Origin of the sequence: Streptomyces sp. CA-243310 (assembly GCF_050936775.1) — a bacterium.
Classification (GTDB): domain Bacteria; phylum Actinomycetota; class Actinomycetes; order Streptomycetales; family Streptomycetaceae; genus Streptomyces.
The window spans coordinates 850,698-868,810 of the sequence record NZ_JBNJMF010000002.1 but is presented as its reverse complement, the minus strand read 5'-3'; the positions used below and the strand labels follow the sequence as shown (position 1 = coordinate 868,810).

At 71.2% G+C, this 18,113-nt stretch carries 14 protein-coding genes and 1 pseudogene; 10 read left to right on the top strand and 5 right to left on the bottom strand.

The window, feature by feature from the left end:
- Positions 1-15: 15 nt before the first annotated feature.
- Entirely contained in the window at positions 16-1,905 is a 1,890-nt protein-coding gene (locus ACQEVM_RS21425; RefSeq protein ID WP_433081427.1) for a serine hydrolase, read from the bottom strand.
- Between the two features lie 146 nt (positions 1,906-2,051).
- Between ACQEVM_RS21425 and ACQEVM_RS21420 the strand changes: the two genes are divergently transcribed.
- The 3 genes from ACQEVM_RS21420 to ACQEVM_RS21410 all read left to right on the top strand — a co-directional run bounded on the left by ACQEVM_RS21420 (position 2,052) and on the right by ACQEVM_RS21410 (position 6,094).
- Positions 2,052-3,158, top strand: coding sequence for an NAD(P)H-dependent flavin oxidoreductase (locus tag ACQEVM_RS21420; protein ID WP_433081425.1), 1,107 nt, complete (start codon positions 2,052-2,054; stop codon positions 3,156-3,158).
- 32 nt (positions 3,159-3,190) lie between these two features.
- Positions 3,191-4,747 carry an acyl-CoA synthetase gene (locus ACQEVM_RS21415; RefSeq protein ID WP_433081423.1) on the top strand — a complete coding sequence of 519 codons (1,557 nt, stop codon included), beginning with the start codon at positions 3,191-3,193 and terminating at the stop codon, positions 4,745-4,747.
- A gap of 207 nt (positions 4,748-4,954) precedes the next feature.
- Positions 4,955-6,094, top strand: a complete 1,140-nt coding sequence (locus ACQEVM_RS21410; RefSeq protein WP_351754730.1) for a calcium:proton antiporter — start codon at positions 4,955-4,957, stop codon at positions 6,092-6,094.
- Positions 6,095-6,162: 68 nt separating this feature from the next.
- On the opposite strand, the pseudogene ACQEVM_RS21405 reads toward ACQEVM_RS21410, so the two are convergent.
- Positions 6,163-6,457 (bottom strand): annotated as a pseudogene (locus ACQEVM_RS21405) (penicillin acylase family protein); the annotation flags it as partial.
- Positions 6,458-6,947: 490 nt separating this feature from the next.
- Between ACQEVM_RS21405 and ACQEVM_RS21400 the strand changes: the two are divergent.
- The 4 genes from ACQEVM_RS21400 (at position 6,948) to ACQEVM_RS21385 (ending at position 11,575) form a co-directional block, all read left to right on the top strand.
- Positions 6,948-7,799 carry an immunity 49 family protein gene (locus tag ACQEVM_RS21400; RefSeq protein WP_433081420.1) on the top strand — a complete coding sequence of 284 codons (852 nt, stop codon included), beginning with the start codon at positions 6,948-6,950 and terminating at the stop codon, positions 7,797-7,799.
- A 97-nt stretch (positions 7,800-7,896) separates the two neighbouring features.
- A complete protein-coding gene (locus ACQEVM_RS21395; protein WP_433081418.1) occupies positions 7,897-8,760 on the top strand; it encodes an immunity 49 family protein in 864 nt (287 codons plus the stop codon).
- 771 nt (positions 8,761-9,531) lie between these two features.
- Positions 9,532-11,127, top strand: coding sequence for a fatty acyl-CoA synthetase (locus ACQEVM_RS21390; protein ID WP_433081416.1), 1,596 nt, complete (start codon positions 9,532-9,534; stop codon positions 11,125-11,127).
- Between the two features lie 70 nt (positions 11,128-11,197).
- Positions 11,198-11,575 carry a hypothetical protein gene (locus ACQEVM_RS21385; RefSeq protein WP_433081414.1) on the top strand — a complete coding sequence of 126 codons (378 nt, stop codon included), beginning with the start codon at positions 11,198-11,200 and terminating at the stop codon, positions 11,573-11,575.
- On the opposite strand, the gene ACQEVM_RS21380 is transcribed toward ACQEVM_RS21385, so the two are convergent.
- Both ACQEVM_RS21380 and paaK read right to left on the bottom strand, forming a co-directional pair.
- Positions 11,532-12,353: a YhjD/YihY/BrkB family envelope integrity protein gene (locus ACQEVM_RS21380; protein ID WP_433081412.1), complete on the bottom strand. Its 822-nt coding sequence runs from the start codon at positions 12,351-12,353 to the stop codon at positions 11,532-11,534. The two genes, ACQEVM_RS21385 and ACQEVM_RS21380, sit on opposite strands and share 44 nt — an antisense overlap.
- Before the next feature lie 159 nt (positions 12,354-12,512).
- Entirely contained in the window at positions 12,513-13,814 is a 1,302-nt protein-coding gene (paaK, locus tag ACQEVM_RS21375; RefSeq protein WP_433081410.1) for a phenylacetate--CoA ligase PaaK, read from the bottom strand.
- A gap of 255 nt (positions 13,815-14,069) precedes the next feature.
- Here paaK and ACQEVM_RS21370 point away from each other — a divergent pair, with 255 nt between their 5' ends.
- Complete coding sequence (locus tag ACQEVM_RS21370; RefSeq protein ID WP_433081408.1) at positions 14,070-14,522, top strand: DUF7144 family membrane protein; 453 nt, start codon at positions 14,070-14,072, stop codon at positions 14,520-14,522.
- A gap of 157 nt (positions 14,523-14,679) precedes the next feature.
- A complete protein-coding gene (locus ACQEVM_RS21365) occupies positions 14,680-15,330 on the top strand; it encodes a DUF2278 family protein (RefSeq protein WP_433081406.1) in 651 nt (216 codons plus the stop codon).
- Positions 15,331-15,451: 121 nt separating this feature from the next.
- Here ACQEVM_RS21365 and ACQEVM_RS21360 read toward each other — a convergent pair whose 3' ends face one another.
- Entirely contained in the window at positions 15,452-17,092 is a 1,641-nt protein-coding gene (locus ACQEVM_RS21360; protein WP_433081404.1) for an acyl-CoA synthetase, read from the bottom strand.
- Positions 17,093-17,266: 174 nt separating this feature from the next.
- Between ACQEVM_RS21360 and ACQEVM_RS21355 the strand changes: the two genes are divergently transcribed.
- Positions 17,267-18,067, top strand: a complete 801-nt coding sequence (locus ACQEVM_RS21355; RefSeq protein WP_433081402.1) for a crotonase/enoyl-CoA hydratase family protein — start codon at positions 17,267-17,269, stop codon at positions 18,065-18,067.
- The last annotated feature ends 46 nt before the right edge of the window (positions 18,068-18,113 follow it).

Here is an 18,113-nt window from a genome sequence, read left to right as displayed (position 1 = left end):
AGTCGGTCGATCCCGTCAGTCGGTCGAACGCGTCCACCCCGCGGCCTCGATGCGGCCGGCGTCCTCGGGGCGGTCCTCGGCGAAGAGCAGGCGGGACGGTTCGGCGACCCGGACGACGTCCACGTACACCCCCCGGCCGACGTAGCGGCCGGTCGCCTCGTGGCGCACGCGCAGCCGGACCTCGCGGCCGGCCCAAGCGGTCAACGGGGCTTCGAGGCGGTGCCAGACACGGCCCGACCACCCGCCGGCGGCGCCATGCGGCCACTGCTCGGCGGCCCCGCCCGTGGACCGCACGGTGCTGAACGCCACCGGCTCCCAGGCCTGCCCGTCGGCCGAGGCCTCCAGGTGGAAGGCGCCCTCGCCCGGGACGGTGTCCCACCACACCGCGCAGCGCAGCCGGGCGGAGGCCGTGGTCGGGGTGAGCGGGGGCAGGGTGAGGGTGCCCGAGGCGCCCGGGGTGTTCCCCGAGAACCAGGCCGCGCCGCCGTGCCGGGTACGGACGGGGACGGCGCGGGCGAACCGGTTGCCGACCGCGACCCGGGGCGCGCTGCCGGCCCGCCAGGTCCGCACCGGGTGGACGGAGTTCCCGAGCAGGATCAGGAAGGAGTCGGTGGACGGGTCCAGTACCAGGGACGTGCCGGTGAACCCGGTGTGGCCGGCGGAGTGCGGGGTGGCCATGGCCCCCATGTACCAGTGCTGGTAGAGCTCGAAGCCCAAGCCGTGGTCGTGTCCGGGGAACGCGGTGTTGTAGTCGGTGAACAGCAGTTCCACGGAGGCGGGGCGCAGGATGCGCCGACCCGCGTAGGCCCCGCCGTCGAGCAGGGTGCGGGCCAGGACGGCCAGGTCCCAGGCGGTCCCGAAGACGCCCGCGTGGCCGGCGACCCCGCCGAGGGCGTACGCGTTCTCGTCGTGGACCTCGCCCCACACCAGCCCCCGGTCCAGCCCCGACCAGGGCGGTCGCTGGATCTCGGTGGCGGCGGTGACCCGACGCCACGAGAGCGGTGGGTTGTAACGAGTGCGGTGCATCCCGAGCGGAGCGGTGATCTCGTCGTGGAGCAGGACATCCAGAGTGCGACCGGTGATCCGTTCCAGGAGCAGTTGCAGCGCGATGAGGTTCAGATCGGAGTAGCGGTACACCGTCCCGGGCGCGTCCTGCGGTCGCACCGACCACAGCAGCCGCAGCCGGCCCTCACGCGTGGACTCCTGGTAGAAGGGTGCCCAGGACCGCAGCCCCGAGGTGTGCGTCAGCAGCTGACGGACCGTGACCAGTTCCTTGCCGCCGCCGGTGAACTCCGGCAGGTACCGGTCCACCGGAGCCTCCAGCTCCAGCCGGCCGCGCTCCATCTGCTGCACGGCCAGCAGCGAGGTGAACAGCTTCGTCAGCGAGGCCAGGTCGAAGACGGTGTCCTCCGCCATCGGGATCCGCTCGGCCGCCGGGTACTCCCTGACCCGGTCCAGACGCCCGTCGTAGTCCGCGTACCGGACGGCGTCGCCCATGGCCCGGTGCAGCGCCACCGTCCGGCCGCGGCCGGCGAGGACCACCGCCCCCGCGTAGTACGGATGCTCGGGGGAGGGGCCCAGGAACCTGCGCGCCTCGTCCGCCACTCCTTCGAGGTGACTCTCCAGCAGTCCGGCCTGACGCGCGGACCCGTAGCGCAGCCGCAGTCCCTGGAGGGCGCGCCGTTCGACCGGGTTCCCGTGGGCCCCCGCGGCCCCGGGCAGCGCCGCCTGGAGGACGAGCACCCCGCCGAGGGCGAGGAGCCGGGCACCCAGGCGCCGCCGACTGGGCCCGCCGCTCCCGCCGCCGCCCGTGCCGCCGCCTGCGCTCCCGCCGCCGCTCCCGCTCGGGTCGTCCTCCGCGACGTTCGCGCCGTCACCGCCGACCGCCCCCGTGAGCTGGTTCATGACCGGTCCTCCTGTCCGCCGTCGCACCCTCACGAAGTATCTGCCCGCCCGCCGCGCACCCTCCGCACGGACCGCCCCGCAAAGAATCTGACACAGCATCAGAAAATCTCTTCCCTCGTCCGCCACGCTGCGGCATCCTCACGCCCATGGAGACGGAGCTGAGCAGGAAACTGGGAGTCGAGCACGCCATCTTCGGCTTCACGCCCTTTCCGGCGGTGGCCGCGGCCATCACCCGGGCGGGCGGCTTCGGGGTACTCGGCGCGGTCCGCTACACCGCTCCCGACGACCTCAAGCGCGACCTCGACTGGATGCAGGACCACACCGACGGGAAGCCCTACGGCCTCGACGTGGTCATGCCGGCCAGGAAGGCCGTCGACGGCATCAGCGAGGCCGACATCGAGGCGATGATCCCGGCCGGGCACCGGGCCTTCGTCCGCGACACCCTCGCCAAGCACCACGTACCCGAACTGGCCGACGGCGAGACCTCCGGCTGGCGCATCACCGGCTGGATGGAACAGGTCGCCCGCAACCAGCTCGACGTCGCGTTCGACTACCCGATCAAACTCCTCGCGAACGCGCTCGGTTCCCCGCCGGCCGACGTGATCGAGCGCGCCCACGACCACGGCGTCCTGGTCGCCGCCCTCGCCGGCAGTGCCAAGCACGCCCGCCGGCACGCCGAGGCGGGCATCGACGTCGTCGTCGCCCAGGGCCACGAGGCCGGCGGCCACACCGGCGACATCGCCACCATGGTCCTGGTCCCCGACGTCGTCGAGGCCGTCGCGCCGCTCCCCGTCCTCGCCGCCGGAGGCATCGGCAGCGGCGAACAGATCGCGGCCGGCCTCGCCCTCGGCGCGCAGGGCGCCTGGCTGGGTTCGCTCTGGCTCACCACCACCGAGGCCGACCTGCATTCCCGCGCCCTCACCGAGAAGTTGCTGGCCGCCGGGTCCGGCGACACCGTCCGCTCCCGCGCCCTCACGGGCAAGCCCGCCCGTCAACTGCGCACCGAGTGGACCGACGCCTGGGACGACCCGGACGGCCCCGGAGCACTCCCCATGCCGCTCCAGGGACTCCTCGTCGCCGAGGCCGTGTCCCGCATCCAGAAGTACGAGGTCCAGCCGCTGCTCGGCACGCCCGTCGGTCAGATCGTCGGCCGGATGAACTCGGAACGCAGTGTCCAGGCCGTCTTCGACGACCTCACCAGCGGCTTCGAACGCGCCATCGACCGCATCAACCGCATCGCCGGCCGGGCCTGAGGCGCGCGGCACCGAGAGGAGCGAGCAGCAGCATGAGCGACGGACAACCCCCCAACGGCTTCTGGGCCCAGGCGGCCGCCGACCCCGACCGCACCGTCCTGATCACCCCCGAGGGCGAGACGTGGACGGCGGCCCGCCTGCACGCCGACGTCAACCGACTCGTCCACGGCCTGCGCGCGGCCGGCCTGGAGAAGGGCGACGTCTTCGCCGTCGTCCTCCCCAACGGCGTCGAGTTCTTCACCGCCTACCTCGCGGCCTCCCAGGCCGGCTTCTACCTGGTCCCGGTCAACCACCACCTCGTCGGCCCCGAGATCGCCTGGATCGTCTCCGACTCCGGTGCCAAGGTCCTGATTGCCCACGAGCGCTTCGCCGACGCCGCCACCGCCGCGGCCGACGAGGCGGGCCTGCCCGCGAGCGGGCGCTACTCCGTCGGGACCGTCAACGGCTTCCGTCCCTACGCGCACCTCCTCGACGGGCAGCCCGGAACGCCTCCGTCGGACCGGACCCTCGGCTGGGTGATGAACTACACCTCCGGCACCACCGGTCGCCCGCGCGGCATCCGCCGGCCGCTGCCCGGAAAGCTCCCGGAGGAGACGTACCTCGGCGGCTTCCTCGGCATCTTCGGCATCCGCCCCTTCGACGACAACGTCCACCTCGTCTGTTCGCCGCTCTACCACACCGCGGTCCTGCAGTTCGCCGGAGCCTCCCTGCACATCGGGCACCCGCTCGTCCTCATGGACAAGTGGACCCCGCAGGAGATGCTGCGGCTCGTCGACGACCACGCCTGCACCCACACGCACATGGTCCCCACCCAGTTCCACCGGCTCCTCGCGCTGCCCCAGGAGGTCAAGGACGCCTACGACGTGTCCTCCATGCGGCACGCCATCCACGGCGCCGCCCCCTGCCCCGACCACGTCAAACGGGCGATGATCGACTGGTGGGGCCGGTGCGTGGAGGAGTACTACGCGGCCAGCGAGGGCGGCGGAGCCTTCGCGACGGCCGAGGACTGGCTCAAGAAGCCGGGAACGGTCGGCAGGGCCTGGCCGATCAGCGAACTCGCCGTCTTCGACGACGACGCGCGACGTCTGCCGCCCGGCGAACTCGGGACCGTCTACATCAAGATGAACACCGGCGGCTTCAGCTACCACAAGGACGAGGGCAAGACGCGCAAGAACCGCATCGGCGACTTCTTCACGGTCGGAGACCTCGGCCTGATGGACGAGGAGGGATACCTCTTCCTCCGCGACCGCAAGATCGACATGATCATCTCGGGCGGCGTCAACATCTACCCCGCCGAGATCGAGTCCGCCCTGCTCACCCATCCCGCCGTCGCGGACGCCGCCGCCTTCGGCATCCCGCACGCGGATTGGGGCGAGGAGGTCAAGGCCGTCATCGAACCCGCCGAGGGATTCGAGGCGGGTGACGCCCTCGCCGCCGAGATCCTCCGCCACTGCGAGCGGCAACTGGCCGGCTACAAGCGCCCCAAGAGCGTGGACTTCATCGAGACCATGCCGCGCGACCCCAACGGCAAGCTGTACAAGCGCCGGCTGCGCGATCCGTACTGGGAGGGCCACGCGCGCGCGATGTGACGCGAAGCGAACCGGTCCGGACGTCCGCCGGGGCCCCGGGACCCGGCGGTCCCGGCGGACCCGCCCCGAGGGGCAGAGCGCAGCCGCCCGGCGACGGTCTCACTGCTGCTCGCCACGCCCGGGGATATCGTGAGAAATGCCACGTCAAGGCCCCGGGGGACGGGGGTTGGGCCGCACTGGACGGACAGTTCTGGCAACTTGGCTGATATGAGTACGGCAACGCACAGATCGCCCCTGACCGACTGGACCGTCGTGGTCCCCGTGGTGGCCCTGATCGCCCTCGTCTTCAGTTGGGGACGCGATCTGCCCGCACTCGCGGTGGTGCTCGTCTCCCTCTGCCTCGGCGGCGCCGTGCTCGCGGCGGTCCACCACGCCGAGGTCGTGGCCCACCGGGTGGGCGAACCGTTCGGCTCCCTGGTCCTCGCCGTCGCCGTCACCGTCATCGAAGTGGCGCTGATCGTCACGCTGATGGCCGACGGCGGCCCCAAGACCGCCTCCCTGGCCCGGGACACCGTCTTCGCGGCCGTCATGATCACCTGTAACGGCATCGTCGGTCTGTCCCTCCTCGTCGGAGCACTGCGCAACCGCGTCGCCGTCTTCAACGCCGAGGGATCCGGCGCGGCCCTCGCCACCGTCGCGACCCTCGCCACCCTCAGCCTCGTGCTGCCGACCTTCACCACCTCCAAGCCCGGACCGGAGTTCTCCACCGCCCAACTGACCTTCGCGGCCTGCGCCTCACTCGCCCTCTACGGCCTGTTCGTCGCCGTCCAGACGGTCCGTCACCGCGACTACTTCCTGCCCGTGGACACCAAGCGCCGCCGGGCCGAGGCCGCCGAGGCCGCGGCGGCGGCCGCCGCGGGCGAGGAGGACGAGCACGCGGCCCCGCCCACCTCCCGCGCCGCCCTCATCAGCCTCGGTCTGCTCCTCGTCGCCCTCGTCGCCGTGGTCGGCGACGCCAAGGCCGTCTCCCCGACCATCGAGCGCGGGGTCGCCGACGCCGGACTGCCCAACGCCGTCGTCGGTGTGATCATCGCCCTGCTGGTGCTGGCCCCCGAGACCCTGGCCGCCGTCCGCGCCGCCCGCCGAGACCGCGTACAGACCAGCCTCAACCTCGCCTACGGCTCCGCCATCGCCAGCATCGGCCTGACCATCCCGGCCATCGCTCTGGCCACGATCTGGCTCTCCGGCCCGCTGCTGCTCGGCCTCGGCCCGATCCACATGGTGCTGCTCGCCCTCACCGTGGTCGTGAGCGCCCTCACCATCGTGCCCGGCCGGGCCACGCTGCTCCAGGGCGGCGTCCACATCGTGCTGCTCGCCGCGTACCTGTTCCTCGCGGTCAGTCCCTGACCCGCCCGCACGTGCCGCGGCCCCCGGGGCGGACACACCGTCCCGGGGGCCGCGCGGATCCCCGGGTGTCAGCGCCGCTCGCGCGGCCACACCACCCTCAGCCCCGGTGAGGTGAGGATGTCCCGCTCGCGATAGCACGCCTCCACCCACCGCTCCCGCGAGCACAGCGCGGTCTGGTCCGCGTGGTAGCTGGAGTTCGGGTTCGACGACTGGCTGTACGTCAGCAGCGTGCGCGCCACCGGGCAGCCACTGCGGTCCCACCGCGTATCCGCCGGCCGACGCGTTCCACGGCGCCCCGATCTTGTTCCAGACGCCCAGACGCCCAGACGCCTCGGTGCCACCGCGTACGGCCACCACCGGGCCCCGGTCCCGCTCACTCCCACACCACCTTCACCAGCTTCGCGAACCAATACATCCGCAAGCCCGTGAAACGTATCCACCCAGAACGACTCAGCCCGCAACACCCCACCCATGCAGAAGGAATGCCCCATCACGGGCGTTCTGCGGCAACCTCTGGCGCCGATCCCCCTGGTGCCAGGGCCGCGGCGTGTTTGCCACTCATGGGGGGCAAGCCCCTGGTGGGGCGGGTCTCTCGGCAGGTCGGCGACGCGCGAGATGAACTCACCACCAGGCGCTTGGTGGCCGCAGGCTGCGCCTGGTCGGAGGTGGCATGAGTACGGAGTACTCGCACAGCGGCGGCTGCAGAGCGAGGACGGTCTTGTTGCCCTCGCGGCTTTAGAGTGGGATGAGAACGGGGTTCCCACGCGCGCCTGGGAGCGGAGGGAGGGGCGGCCTTGAAGCCTCCAGGCCAAAGCCGTGCCCCGAGGACGGACATCAGCAAGGAGACCCTCTGGTGACAGTGGTTGTCAGTAGGCATTTCGCGGCGGGCGCCACCGAAGAGGAGTGGGCTGAATCCCTTGGTGAGGACCTTGCTGAGGACATTGTCGAACTGGAGCAATACCCGCACTCGCTCGGGCAGGTCTTCGGTGACGCGCTGATGCATCTCGGGGCCCGCTGTACCGTCGATTCGCGTGCGGCGAAGTTGGAGACCTGGGAAGCGGTGGTCAACGCCCTCCAGTTGGGTTCCGCGATCTTCGCGACGGCTTCCGCGAGCGAGGGATCTGTGGAGTGCATGATCAATCGTCAGGTGCGCAGGCTGCCTGCCGCGAGCGATGATGCCTCCACCGACCTCGGGACGTGGCTCACCACGTTCTGGCCGGCCGTGGTGTGCCGGGATCAGGCGCGGATCACCGAGCTGTGCCGATTCCCGCTCGACCGAATCGATACCGGTGGGTTCGACGAGTACGTCCTGCACTGGGTCGACACGCTGCAGACGTACTGGCTCCAAGGGCCTGGCCTGGTGGAGAAGTTGACCCGGGCGGTGGAGATGTCGTCATCCGAGGTCGCGGTGCAGGTTCCGAGGGAGATGTTGGAGGGGGTGTTGGCTCCGCCGATCAACCTCTTCTACCTGTTCATCACTCAGGACGCGGAGGGCTTCAACAAGGCGCTGGTACATGCGTTGGAGCTGCACAAGGCGTACTGGACCGCCGAGGAACGATCCGAGAAGCCGGCCGGTCATCTCGCCTTGGCGCTCTTGGCCATGGCGTGCTTCGCCTTCGACGGCAAGATGCCGGTCCAGGTCGAGTCGGGCTATCTGCCGCACCACCTTCTGCACCGCTCATGGCTCGGCGAATTCCCCACGTGAGCGCGGGCAACGTGACGAGTCCGGTGCCTCGCGTCGACTCGGATGAGAATGGCGCTGCCATGCGCGCATGGGAGCGGCCCGACATGAAGGAGATCGAGTGACCGTCACTGTTGAGCGACACGGAGACGCAGAACCTGGTGACGAGCGCTATGCGGAGCGGATGACGGCGTCGGCGATCAAGCAGATCGAGGGTCTGGAGAGTTCCTCTGCTCGGATGATCGACGCGCTGTGGGATTCCGTTCAGCTCGCCGTGGGTGCGCGCGCGGCCGTGGATCCGGTCGGTGGGGCCATCGATACCTGGGAAGCGGTGGTCGATGTTGCGCAGCTGGGTTCCGCGTTGTTCCGGATCACCGGAGCAACCGAGGGGACCGTCGATTGTCGCATTCACCATGAGGTCCGGCGACTTCCGGCCATGGGCCCCAAGAAGTTCGCGAGTGCGCCGAACTGGCTGGACGCCTTCTACTACGCGGTCATCTGCCGTGACCAGGAGCGCATGACCGAGTTGTGCGCGGTTCCTGTGGGCAGGCTGCGCGCGTCCGGGGCCATGCACGACGAGTACCTGTACCACTGGGTCGGGGCGCTCCAGGCGTACTGGACGCATCGGCAGGCGGAGATGGTGGAGGAGCTGGCCGCGGCCTTTCGGCGGTCCCACCCCGACGCGGTCCGGATCGCGCCTCGGGACTGGCTCCAGCAGGTCTCGTATCCTCCGATCAATCTCTTCTACCGGTTCGTCAAGCGCGACCATGACGGTTTCAACCAGGCTCTCGTCGAGGCGCTCGAAGCACACAAGACGTACTGGAACCAGGAGGACCGCGACTTCGACGTCACTGGCCTGTGGGCGATCGGCCCCCTGGCCGTGGCGTGCCTTGCCTTCGACGGCGACTTTCCCATCGACGTGGTCTCCGACTACCTCCCGACCCAGCTCCTGAACCGGAGCTGGGTCGGCGAGTTCGACACGTAGGGCGCGGCCGGCATCGGTCGGCGTCGGCCGGCCGTGGGCCGTGGGCCGTGGTGCGTGCGTCAGAGCGTCTTGAGCGAGTCGCCGGCGTTGGTGCGGTACGGGCCCACCTTCGGCTTGACGACGCTGCCCGGCTTGGCGAGCGGGAGGCTGACGCCGTCCGCGTTCGGCATGTGCGAGCCGTCGGCCAGGAGGACTCCCGCTCAACCTGCCAACGCCAGGAGGAGTTCACGACGGCCGGGGACATCCTGCTCCTCCAGGTCCTCACGATCACCAGTGACATGGGCGAGATCGCCACCGCCGTGTACGGGGCGTTGGGCACTGGTTTGGGCGGCGAGGCGGTCAAGGTGACACACACGTTGAAGGGGTGGAGGCGCGCGTCGGCCGGATCGTCCTCACAGCCACTGCCGCGCTGGACGACCTTACCGGCGATGCCTGGGACACGGTGGACGAGCGGTTGCGGTTCCTTGTGGAGCGGGTCGCGGCCCAGACCGGGCATGCTCCGGCCCCGCCACCAATCCCCCCTGGTGCCTGGGCCGTGGCGTGTCTGCCACTCGGGGGAGGTTTGCGGAAGACCGCAAGCCCCTGGTGGGGCGGGGTCTCTCGGCAGGTCGGCGACGCGCGATGATCACGCCTTGATCATGGTCTTGGAGTGCTCGGCGTACGGGGCGTCACGCAGCGTCGGCACTCATGCAGGGCGCCCGACGTTCTGTCAACGTCCCTTCGGCATCACGGTTGTTGACCTCGGCCGGGGGAGGGGGGAAGGATCACGCCATGACACCACAGGGAGCGACGACGCCCGACGGGGCCGTGACGCCGGGGGACGCGGTGACCTTCGGGGACCACGTGACGGCCGGGGGATCCGAGCCGGCGGTCAGGGTGAACACGGTCGACGGGCTGCTCCGCGACAGCGCCCTGCGGGTCCCCGACCGGGTGGCGCTGCGCTACCGCGAGCGGACCTGGACGTACGCGGAACTCGACGCGGCCGTCACCACCGGCGCCGCCGTGCTGCGCGACCGGTACGCGCCGGCCGCCGGCGACCGGGTCGCGACCTACGCCCACAACTCCGACGCCTACCTCATCGCCTTCCTCGCCTGCGCACGCGCCGGGCTCACACACGTCCCCGTCAACCAGAACCTCACCGGCGAGGACCTCGCGTACATCCTGGGGAACTGCGCGAGCACGCTCGTGCTCGCCGACCCGGACCTGGCCGAGCGGATCCCCGCCGGACACACCGTGCGCGCCCTGCGCGACGCCCCGGACTCCTTCCTCTCGGAACTGGCCGAGCCGCTGCCCTTCACCCCGGACCGGACCGCGGACGCCGTGGTGCAACTGCTCTACACCTCCGGCACCACGGCCCTGCCCAAGGGCGCGGTCATGACCCACCGCGCGCTGGCGCACGAGTACGAGAGCGCCATCGCCGCCCTGGACCTGGTCGAGACGGACCGGCCCGCGCACGCGCTGCCGCTCTACCACTCGGCGCAGACGCACGTCTTCCTGCTGCCCTACCTGACGGTGGGCGCGGAGAACACCGTGCTCGACGCGCCGGTGGCGCAGGAGATCCTCGACCTGGTGGAAACGGGCCGGGTGGACAGCCTCTTCGCCCCGCCGACGGTGTGGATCGCGCTGGCCAACCACCCCGGGTTCGACCGGCGGGAACTCGGCGCGCTGCGCAAGGCCTACTACGGGGCCTCGATCATGCCGGTGCCCGTGCTGGAACGGCTGCGGGCGCGACTGCCCGGGCTCGCGTTCTACAACTGCTTCGGGCAGAGCGAGATCGGCCCGCTGGCCACGGTGCTGGGACCGGCCGAACACGAGGGCCGGATGGACTCGTGCGGGCGACCCGTGCGCCACGTCGAGGCGAAGGTCGTCGACGAGGACGGGGCCGACGTCGCGGACGGGGTCGCGGGCGAGGTGGTCTACCGCTCGCCTCAGTTGTGCCTCGGCTACTGGAACGACCCCGACGCGACCGAGAAGGCCTTCCGGGACGGCTGGTTCCGCTCCGGGGACCTCGCCGTACGCGACGCGGAGGGCTACTTCACCGTCGTCGACCGGGTGAAGGACGTCATCAACTCGGGCGGGGTGCTGATCGCCTCCCGCCAGGTGGAGGACGTCCTGTACACCCACCCCGGGGTGGCGGAGGCGGCCGTCGTCGGCCTGCCCGACGAGCGGTGGATCGAGGCGGTCACGGCGGTGGTGGTACCGCGCGGGGAGGTCACGGAGGCGGAGTTGATGGCGTACGGACGCGAGAAGCTCGCGCACTTCAAGGCCCCCAAGCGGGTGCTCTTCGTGGACGCGCTGCCCCGCAACGCCAGCGGCAAGATCCTCAAGCGGCAACTCCGGGACCGCTTCGGCGGCCAGGGCGTCTGACGGGTGGCGCCCGGCGGTCCGAGGCGGCGGACGGGGAGCCCGGCGCCGACGCACCGCAGGCGACAGACGGGTGCCGTTCGGGCCGTTCGCCATGGTCTGGCTCGGGGTGTGGTGCGCCCGCGCGCCCGGTCCGCGGCCCCGACTGTGGTCGGTGCCGGTCCCGCTGCCCCGTCGTGACCCGGCGGTCTTCACGACCCTCCCGCCGAGTCGGTGGGAGTGGACGGTACGGGCGGACGGCGGGCAGGACCCGCCGGCGCACCGGGACGATCTCCTCGGCTGCCTGCTCGTGTACATCGGGGGCATCACCGTCCTGCCCCGGCTGCTCGGCCACGGCGTCACACGCCTGCTCCGCTTCGCGCGGGCCCGCCGGGCACGTCCCGGGCAGGGCGCGGCGCGGAGGCCGCCTACTCCGGCGGAAGGCCCGAGCGGTGGAGTCGGCGCAGGGTGAGGCGTTCGTGGAGGAGGCGGCCGACGAGGGCGCCGCCGTAGACCACGAAGCCGACCCCGACCAGCCAGGACTGGACGACCAGGAGCGTGCCGAAGGGGCCGTACGTCACCGCGTTCGAGGCGATCAGCGGGGAGAACACCAACTGCGAGAACACCCGGAGCCCGAGCAGGCCGATGCTGGTGGCCACCGCCCCGGGGAGCAGGGCGCGCCAGCGGACGCGCCCGCCCAGCAGGAGTCGCTGGGAGGACCAGAAGAACAGCACGGTGCCCAGCAGGTCGGTGATCGTGCCGACCACGTTGCCGATCACGTCGTGCGGCGGGGACGGGATCCCGACGAGCATCGCGAGGTAGCAGACCAGCAGCGCGAGCCACACCACGTGCCGCCACATGGTGTGCCAGCGGGCCGTGGGCAGGTCCCACACCTTCTCGTAGCCGGTCTGCACGGCCGAGCCGAAGGTCAGACCGAACACGGCGAGCGCGGCGAGCCCGAAGGCCGTCGTCCGTTCCAGCGCCAGATCCGCGGATCCGAACAGCACCTCCACCCGGGCCCGCGAGGAAGCCGTCACGCCGAGGGCCTGTCCCAACCAGCGGCCGAAGCCGTAACCACTGCCCGGGGCGGCGGCCGCGACGACCACCAGCAGCGGCACCAGAGTGAGGAACCCGAGGGCGGCGAAGCCCATCGCCCGGTGCATCAGCTCCATCTGACGACCCCGGCTCCAGGCCAGCCCGGCGAAGGAGGCCTGGAGGCGATCGTGCAGCAGCCGGGGCTTCAAGGTCACGCACACTGGCCTACCCGGGAGCACCCGAGGCCCTCCCGCGCGCACCCGCAAGTGGGCCCGAAGGGGTGGTTTCCGGCATCCACGCGGCTGACGGGACCGGGTGGCCGCGTGCGGAGCCGTCCCGCCGTCCACGGTCCGCGCGCGGAGCCGTCCCGGTGTCTACGGTCTGGCGCGCAGGTCCCGGACCCGCTTGATCTTGCCCACCGAGCGTTCCAGGGTCTCCGGGTCCACCACCTCCACGCGCACGGACACCCCGACGCCCTCCTTGACGGCGCGGACCACCTCGGCGGCCGCCGCCTCGCGGCGGTCGCGATCGGTGTCCCGCCGGGCCTCCACCCGCACGGTCAGGGTGTCCAGGCGGCCCTCGTTGGTCAGGCGCAGCTGGAAGTGCGGGGCCAGGCCCGGGACGCGCAGCAGGATCTCCTCCACCGCGGTGGGGTAGAGGTTCACCCCCCGCAGGATGATCATGTCGTCGCTGCGGCCGGTGATCTTCTCCATCCGGCGGAAGGCGGGCCGGGCCGTTCCGGGCAACAGTCGCGTCAGGTCCCGGGTCCGGTACCGGATGATCGGCATGGCCTCCTTGGTGAGCGAGGTGAACACCAACTCGCCCGGCTCCCCGTCCGGCAGCACCGCTCCGGTCAACGGGTCGACCACCTCCGGGTAGAAGTGGTCCTCCCAGATGTGCAGGCCGTCCTTGGTCGACGCGAACTCCTGGGCCACGCCCGGTCCCATCACCTCGGACAGGCCGTAGATGTCCACGGCGTCCATGTCCAGCCGCTCCTCGATCTCCCGCCGCATGCCCTCCGTCCACGGCTCGGCACCGAAGATCCCCGTGCGGAGCGAGGTGGAGCGGGGGTCGATGCCCTGGCGTTCCATCTCGTCGAGCAGGGTGAGCATGTAGGACGGGGTCACCATGATGACCTCCGGCCGGAAGTCCTGGATCAGGCGGACCTGGCGGTCGGTCATGCCCCCCGAGGCGGGCACGACCGTACAGCCGAGCCGCTCCGCGCCGTAGTGCGCGCCGAGGCCGCCGGTGAAGAGGCCGTAGCCGTAGGCGACGTGCACGATCTGACCGGGACGACCGCCCGCCGCCCGGATGGACCGGGCCACCACGTCGGCCCAGGTGGACAGGTCCTTCTCGGTGTAGCCGACGACCGTGGGCCGTCCGGTGGTCCCGCTGGAGGCGTGGATGCGCCGTACCTCCGAACGCGGCACGGCGAACATCCCGAAGGGGTACTGGTCGCGCAGATCGGACTTGGTGGTGAACGGGAAGTGGGTGAGGTCGGCCAGGGATCGACAGTCGTCCGGATGCAGGCCGGCCTTGTCGAACGCCTGCCGGTAATGGGGCACGTTGTCGTAGGCGCGGTGCAGGGTCGCGCGCAGCCGCCTCAGCTGCAGAGCGGCCAGCTCGTCGCCGCTCAACCGCTCGCTCTCGTCATGGATGTCCGCGTGCGCCCTCATGCCGTCACCTCATCGCCTGCAAACCGACCGATCATTCGGTAGAGTGCCAGGCCCTCGGCGGTTAAATCAATGACTCGAACGAGTGATCGCCTGATTTCCCTCCGGGTGCGGCGCCCCGCCCCGTGAGCGTCCCCCCGCGCGCCCACCTCACCGACGCGGGCCGGAGTGCCGACGGGGAGCCGCCGTGCCACGCTGAAACAGGGGTTCTCGCCGGTCCGGGCATTCCCGGCCGACGCCGCGACCTAGGAGATCGAGATGTCTGGTGACCCCGTCGGACACCGGGCGGGCCACGTGCACACGAGCCCGACGCACGCGCCCGCCTCCGGTACCACCGTCCTGGCAGCAGTCCTGATGATCGTCGGCGGGGCGATGGCGATCCTCGAGGGGATCGCCACCGTCGTCAACGACGACCTGTTCGTCGTCACCCGCCACTACGTCTACGAATTCAGCCGGACCGGCTGGGGCTGGGCCCACATCATCCTGGGCGTCGCCCTCGTCGTCGCGGGCTGCGCCGTGATCGGCGGAGCCCTGTGGGCACGCTACTTCGGCGTCGCCGTCGCCAGTCTCGGGGTGGTGGCCAACTTCCTGTGGCTGCCGTTCTACCCCTTGTGGGCCCTCGTGCTGATCGCCGTCAACCTCCTCGTCATCTGGGCCCTGTGCACCGGCATGCACCGCGAAGCGGATGCGGGTCGGGCCGCGACCGTCTGAGCGGGCGGTCGACGCGCCGCCCGGGATCCGTGCCCTCCCGCCCTCGACGCGGGCACCCGCCCGCCGGGGGCGCGGGCGGCGCACCGGCCCGCGGCGTACGCCTGTCGAACTGCCTCCGGGGCCGACCGCACGGCGCGCCGGGTGGTTGACTGGCGGCATGCCGCTCGAAGACTACGGAGTGTTGTCCGGAACCCTCCATCGCCATTTCCGCGACCAGCCCGACACCCAGGGACGTTGGTTCCACGTCAATCTGGAGGTCGACGCCCCCGAGGGTCGCCACCGGTGCGCGATCGACGTGGACAGCAAGCAATCCGCCACCGGTGTGCAATGGAAGGTCATCACCCTCGCCGCCTCGGTGGTCGACCCCGCGTCCGGACTGCCGCCCGGCTTCCACCACCTCGCCCGGACCTCGGGCTCGGGTGCCGTCGACTACCTGCGCCACCCCGCGCTGCGCCCCCGGACCGGATGCGGGATCGCCTGGCTCCGGGCGGCCCTGGACCGGCTGAGCCCGCCGCGCCCGTGGGTCGCCGGCGACCATCTGGCGGCCTCGCGGGCACTGGAGCCGATCCTCGTGCCGGGCAGGTCGATCCTGGTGTTCGGGGAGCCCTTCTCCCACGGCGGCCTCGGCGTGCACAACGTCCACCAGAACCAGGGTGACCCGTACGGCAGCCAGTGGTGGGCGGACAACGGGACCTGGCAGGACGGCGCGACGATGACCCGCCGCGAGGACGGGCAGTACGACGTGTTCCTGTCGAAGTTCTCCACCCAGGCCGACCGGACCGACGGAGAAGGCCACCCGGTCGTGTGACCGTCGGCCTCCGACCCGCCGATCCGGGCGACCCGCCGATCCGGGCGACCCGCCGGTCGGGGCGACCCGCCGATCCCGGCGACCCGCCCGCGCCGGCGGGGAATCGCCCGGCCGGCGCGTGTCAGGGGGTCGGGTCCGCGGCGTCCGCCTCGGTGGCCACCGTCTTGGCCCAGCGGTAGTCCGCCTTGCCGCTGGGCGAGCGCTGGATCGCGGGGGCGATGACCAGCCGGCGCGGGATCTTGTACCCGGCCAGCCTGGTGCGGCAGTGGGTCTGTATCTCGTCCAGGGTCGGCTCGCCCGCACCCTCGCGGATCTGGACCACCGCCGCCACGTGGCTGCCCCACCTCGGGTCCGCCACGCCGGCGACCAGGGCGTCGTACACGTCCGGGTGCGACTTCAGTGCCTGCTCGACCTCCTCCGGATACACCTTCTCCCCACCGGTGTTGATGCACTGCGAGCCGCGGCCGAGCACCGTGACGATGCCCTGCTCGTCCACGGTGGCCATGTCACCGAGCAACACCCACCGCTCCTCGCCCTTGCGGAAGAAGGTCTCCGCGGTCTTGGCGGGGTCGTTGTAGTACCCGAGCGGGACGTGTCCGCGCTGCGCCAGTCGCCCGGGCTCGCCCACCGGCACCGGCTCGTGCGTCACCGGATCCACCACCTGCGTACGGTCGTTGACCTCCAGGCGGAAGCCGTTCTCGGGGCCGGAGTCGTTCGTTGCCTTCCCGTTCGACCCGGACTCGGACGAACCGAAGTTGTTCAGCAGCATCACGTGCGGCACGAGCCGCTGGAACTCGGCCCGCACGGTCTCCGACATGATCGCGCCCGACGAGGAGACGCTGAAGAGGGACGACAGGTCGGTGCCCCGCAGCGGCCCGTTCAGGGCGTCGATGAGCGGCCTCAGCATCGCGTCACCCACCAGGGACACGCTGGAGACCTTCTCCTTCTCGATGGTCCGCAGCACCTCCTCGGGCGCGTACTTGCGGTGGATGACCACCCGCTGCCCGTAGTTGAAGGCGATGAACGAGGTCAGCGTGGACGTGCCGTGCATCAGCGGGGGAGCGGGGAAGAAGGTGAGCCCGGCGCCGCGCGCGGCCACCCGCTCGGCGAGTTCCTCCGGCCGCTTCACCGGTTCTCCGGAGGGTTCCCCGCCGAACAGCCCGGCGAAGAAGAGGTCCTCGGCCCGCCACATGACGCCCTTGGGCATCCCGGTCGTGCCGCCGGTGTAGATGATGAACAGGTCGTCGGGGGAGCGCGGCGGGAAGCCGCGTTCGCAAGAGCCGGCCGCCGCGGCGTCCTCGAACGGAACGGGTGTGAGCGAGGGTTCGGGCGCCCCCTCGGGTGCCGCGCCGACCCGGATCAGGTGCCGGAGCCTCGTCGTCTGCGGCAGCGCGGCGGCCACCCGTTCGGTGAACTCGCCCTCGAAGACGAGCGCGGCGAGGTCGGCGTCGTTGTAGAGGTAGACCAGTTCCTCCTCCACGTAACGGTAGTTGACGTTCACCGGGACGAGCCGGGCCTTGAGGCAGGCCAGTACGGTCTGGAGGTACTCGACCCCGTTGTAGAGGTGCAGCCCCAGGTGCTCGCCGGCCCTCAGCCCGCTGTCGAGCAGGTGGTGTGCGATGCGGTTGGCCGCCGCGTCCAACTCCGCGTACGTCAGGCGGTGCTCGGCGCCGGTCCCGGGGTGGTCCACGTACACCAGGGCCTCGCGGTCCGGGACGACGTCCACGACCGACTCGAACAGGTCGGCAAGGTTGTACTCCACCGTTCCTCCTGACCCGAAAGATCCCATGCGTGGGCTGCTCGGCGGTCATTAGAGCGCCGCCCATGCCAACTGGGAAGGGTGCGGAACAAGAAAACTGACTGTGTGTCAGAAAACTATTGAACTGCACCCGCCCCTCCTGCAACCTGTTCTAGGTCTTGAGACGGGAGGACGGCAATGGGTGGGACCGAACACCTGACCGTGGAACGCCACGGAGCCACGCTGGTGCTCACCATGAACAGACCGGAAGCGAAGAACGCGCTCTCGCTGCCGCTGTTGGTGGGCCTGTACGACGGCTGGCTGGAGGCGGACGCCGACGACGCGATCCGCTCCGTGGTCCTGACGGGCGCGGGCGGCGACTTCTGCGCGGGCATGGACCTGAAGGCGCTGGCCGGGAAGGGCATGGCGGGCGAGCGGTACCGGGACCGCCTCAAGGCCGACCCCGACCTGCACTGGAAGGCCATGCTCCGCCACCACCGACCGCGCAAACCCGTGATCGCGGCGGTCGAGGGGTACTGCGTGGCCGGCGGTACCGAGATCCTCCAGGGCACCGACATCCGGGTCGCCGGCGCCGGAGCCACCTTCGGGCTGTTCGAGGTCAAACGCGGCCTCTTCCCGATCGGCGGCTCGACCGTGCGCCTGCCCCGGCAGATCCCCCGCACCCACGCGCTGGAGATGCTGCTCACCGGGCGGCCGTACCCGGCCGAGGAGGCGGCGCGGATCGGGCTCATCGGGCGGGTGGTGCCGGACGGCACGGCGTTGGACGCGGCCCTGGAGATCGCCGAGCGGATCAACGCCTGCGGGCCGCTGGCCGTCGAGGCCGTCAAGGCCTCGGTCTACGAGAGCGCCGAACTCACCGAGACGGACGGACTGGCCGCCGAACTCGTCCGCGGTTGGCCCATCTTCGACACGGCCGACGCCAAGGAAGGAGCCCGGGCCTTCGCGGAGAAACGGCCTCCGGTCTACGGGCGCGGCTGACTCCGCACGCGCCGGACGCCGACTCGTCCACCGTCCCCCACCGCCC

Coding starts and splice junctions, on each gene's coding strand:
- ACQEVM_RS21365 (WP_433081406.1), top strand. CDS start 14,680: ATGCCGCTCGAAGACTACGGAGTGTTGTCCGGAACCCTCCATCGCCAT.
- ACQEVM_RS21355 (WP_433081402.1), top strand. CDS start 17,267: ATGGGTGGGACCGAACACCTGACCGTGGAACGCCACGGAGCCACGCTG.
- ACQEVM_RS21370 (WP_433081408.1), top strand. CDS start 14,070: ATGTCTGGTGACCCCGTCGGACACCGGGCGGGCCACGTGCACACGAGC.
- ACQEVM_RS21420 (WP_433081425.1), top strand. CDS start 2,052: ATGGAGACGGAGCTGAGCAGGAAACTGGGAGTCGAGCACGCCATCTTC.
- ACQEVM_RS21415 (WP_433081423.1), top strand. CDS start 3,191: ATGAGCGACGGACAACCCCCCAACGGCTTCTGGGCCCAGGCGGCCGCC.
- ACQEVM_RS21390 (WP_433081416.1), top strand. CDS start 9,532: ATGACACCACAGGGAGCGACGACGCCCGACGGGGCCGTGACGCCGGGG.
- ACQEVM_RS21425 (WP_433081427.1), bottom strand. CDS start 1,905: ATGAACCAGCTCACGGGGGCGGTCGGCGGTGACGGCGCGAACGTCGCG.
- paaK (WP_433081410.1), bottom strand. CDS start 13,814: ATGAGGGCGCACGCGGACATCCATGACGAGAGCGAGCGGTTGAGCGGC.
- ACQEVM_RS21410 (WP_351754730.1), top strand. CDS start 4,955: ATGAGTACGGCAACGCACAGATCGCCCCTGACCGACTGGACCGTCGTG.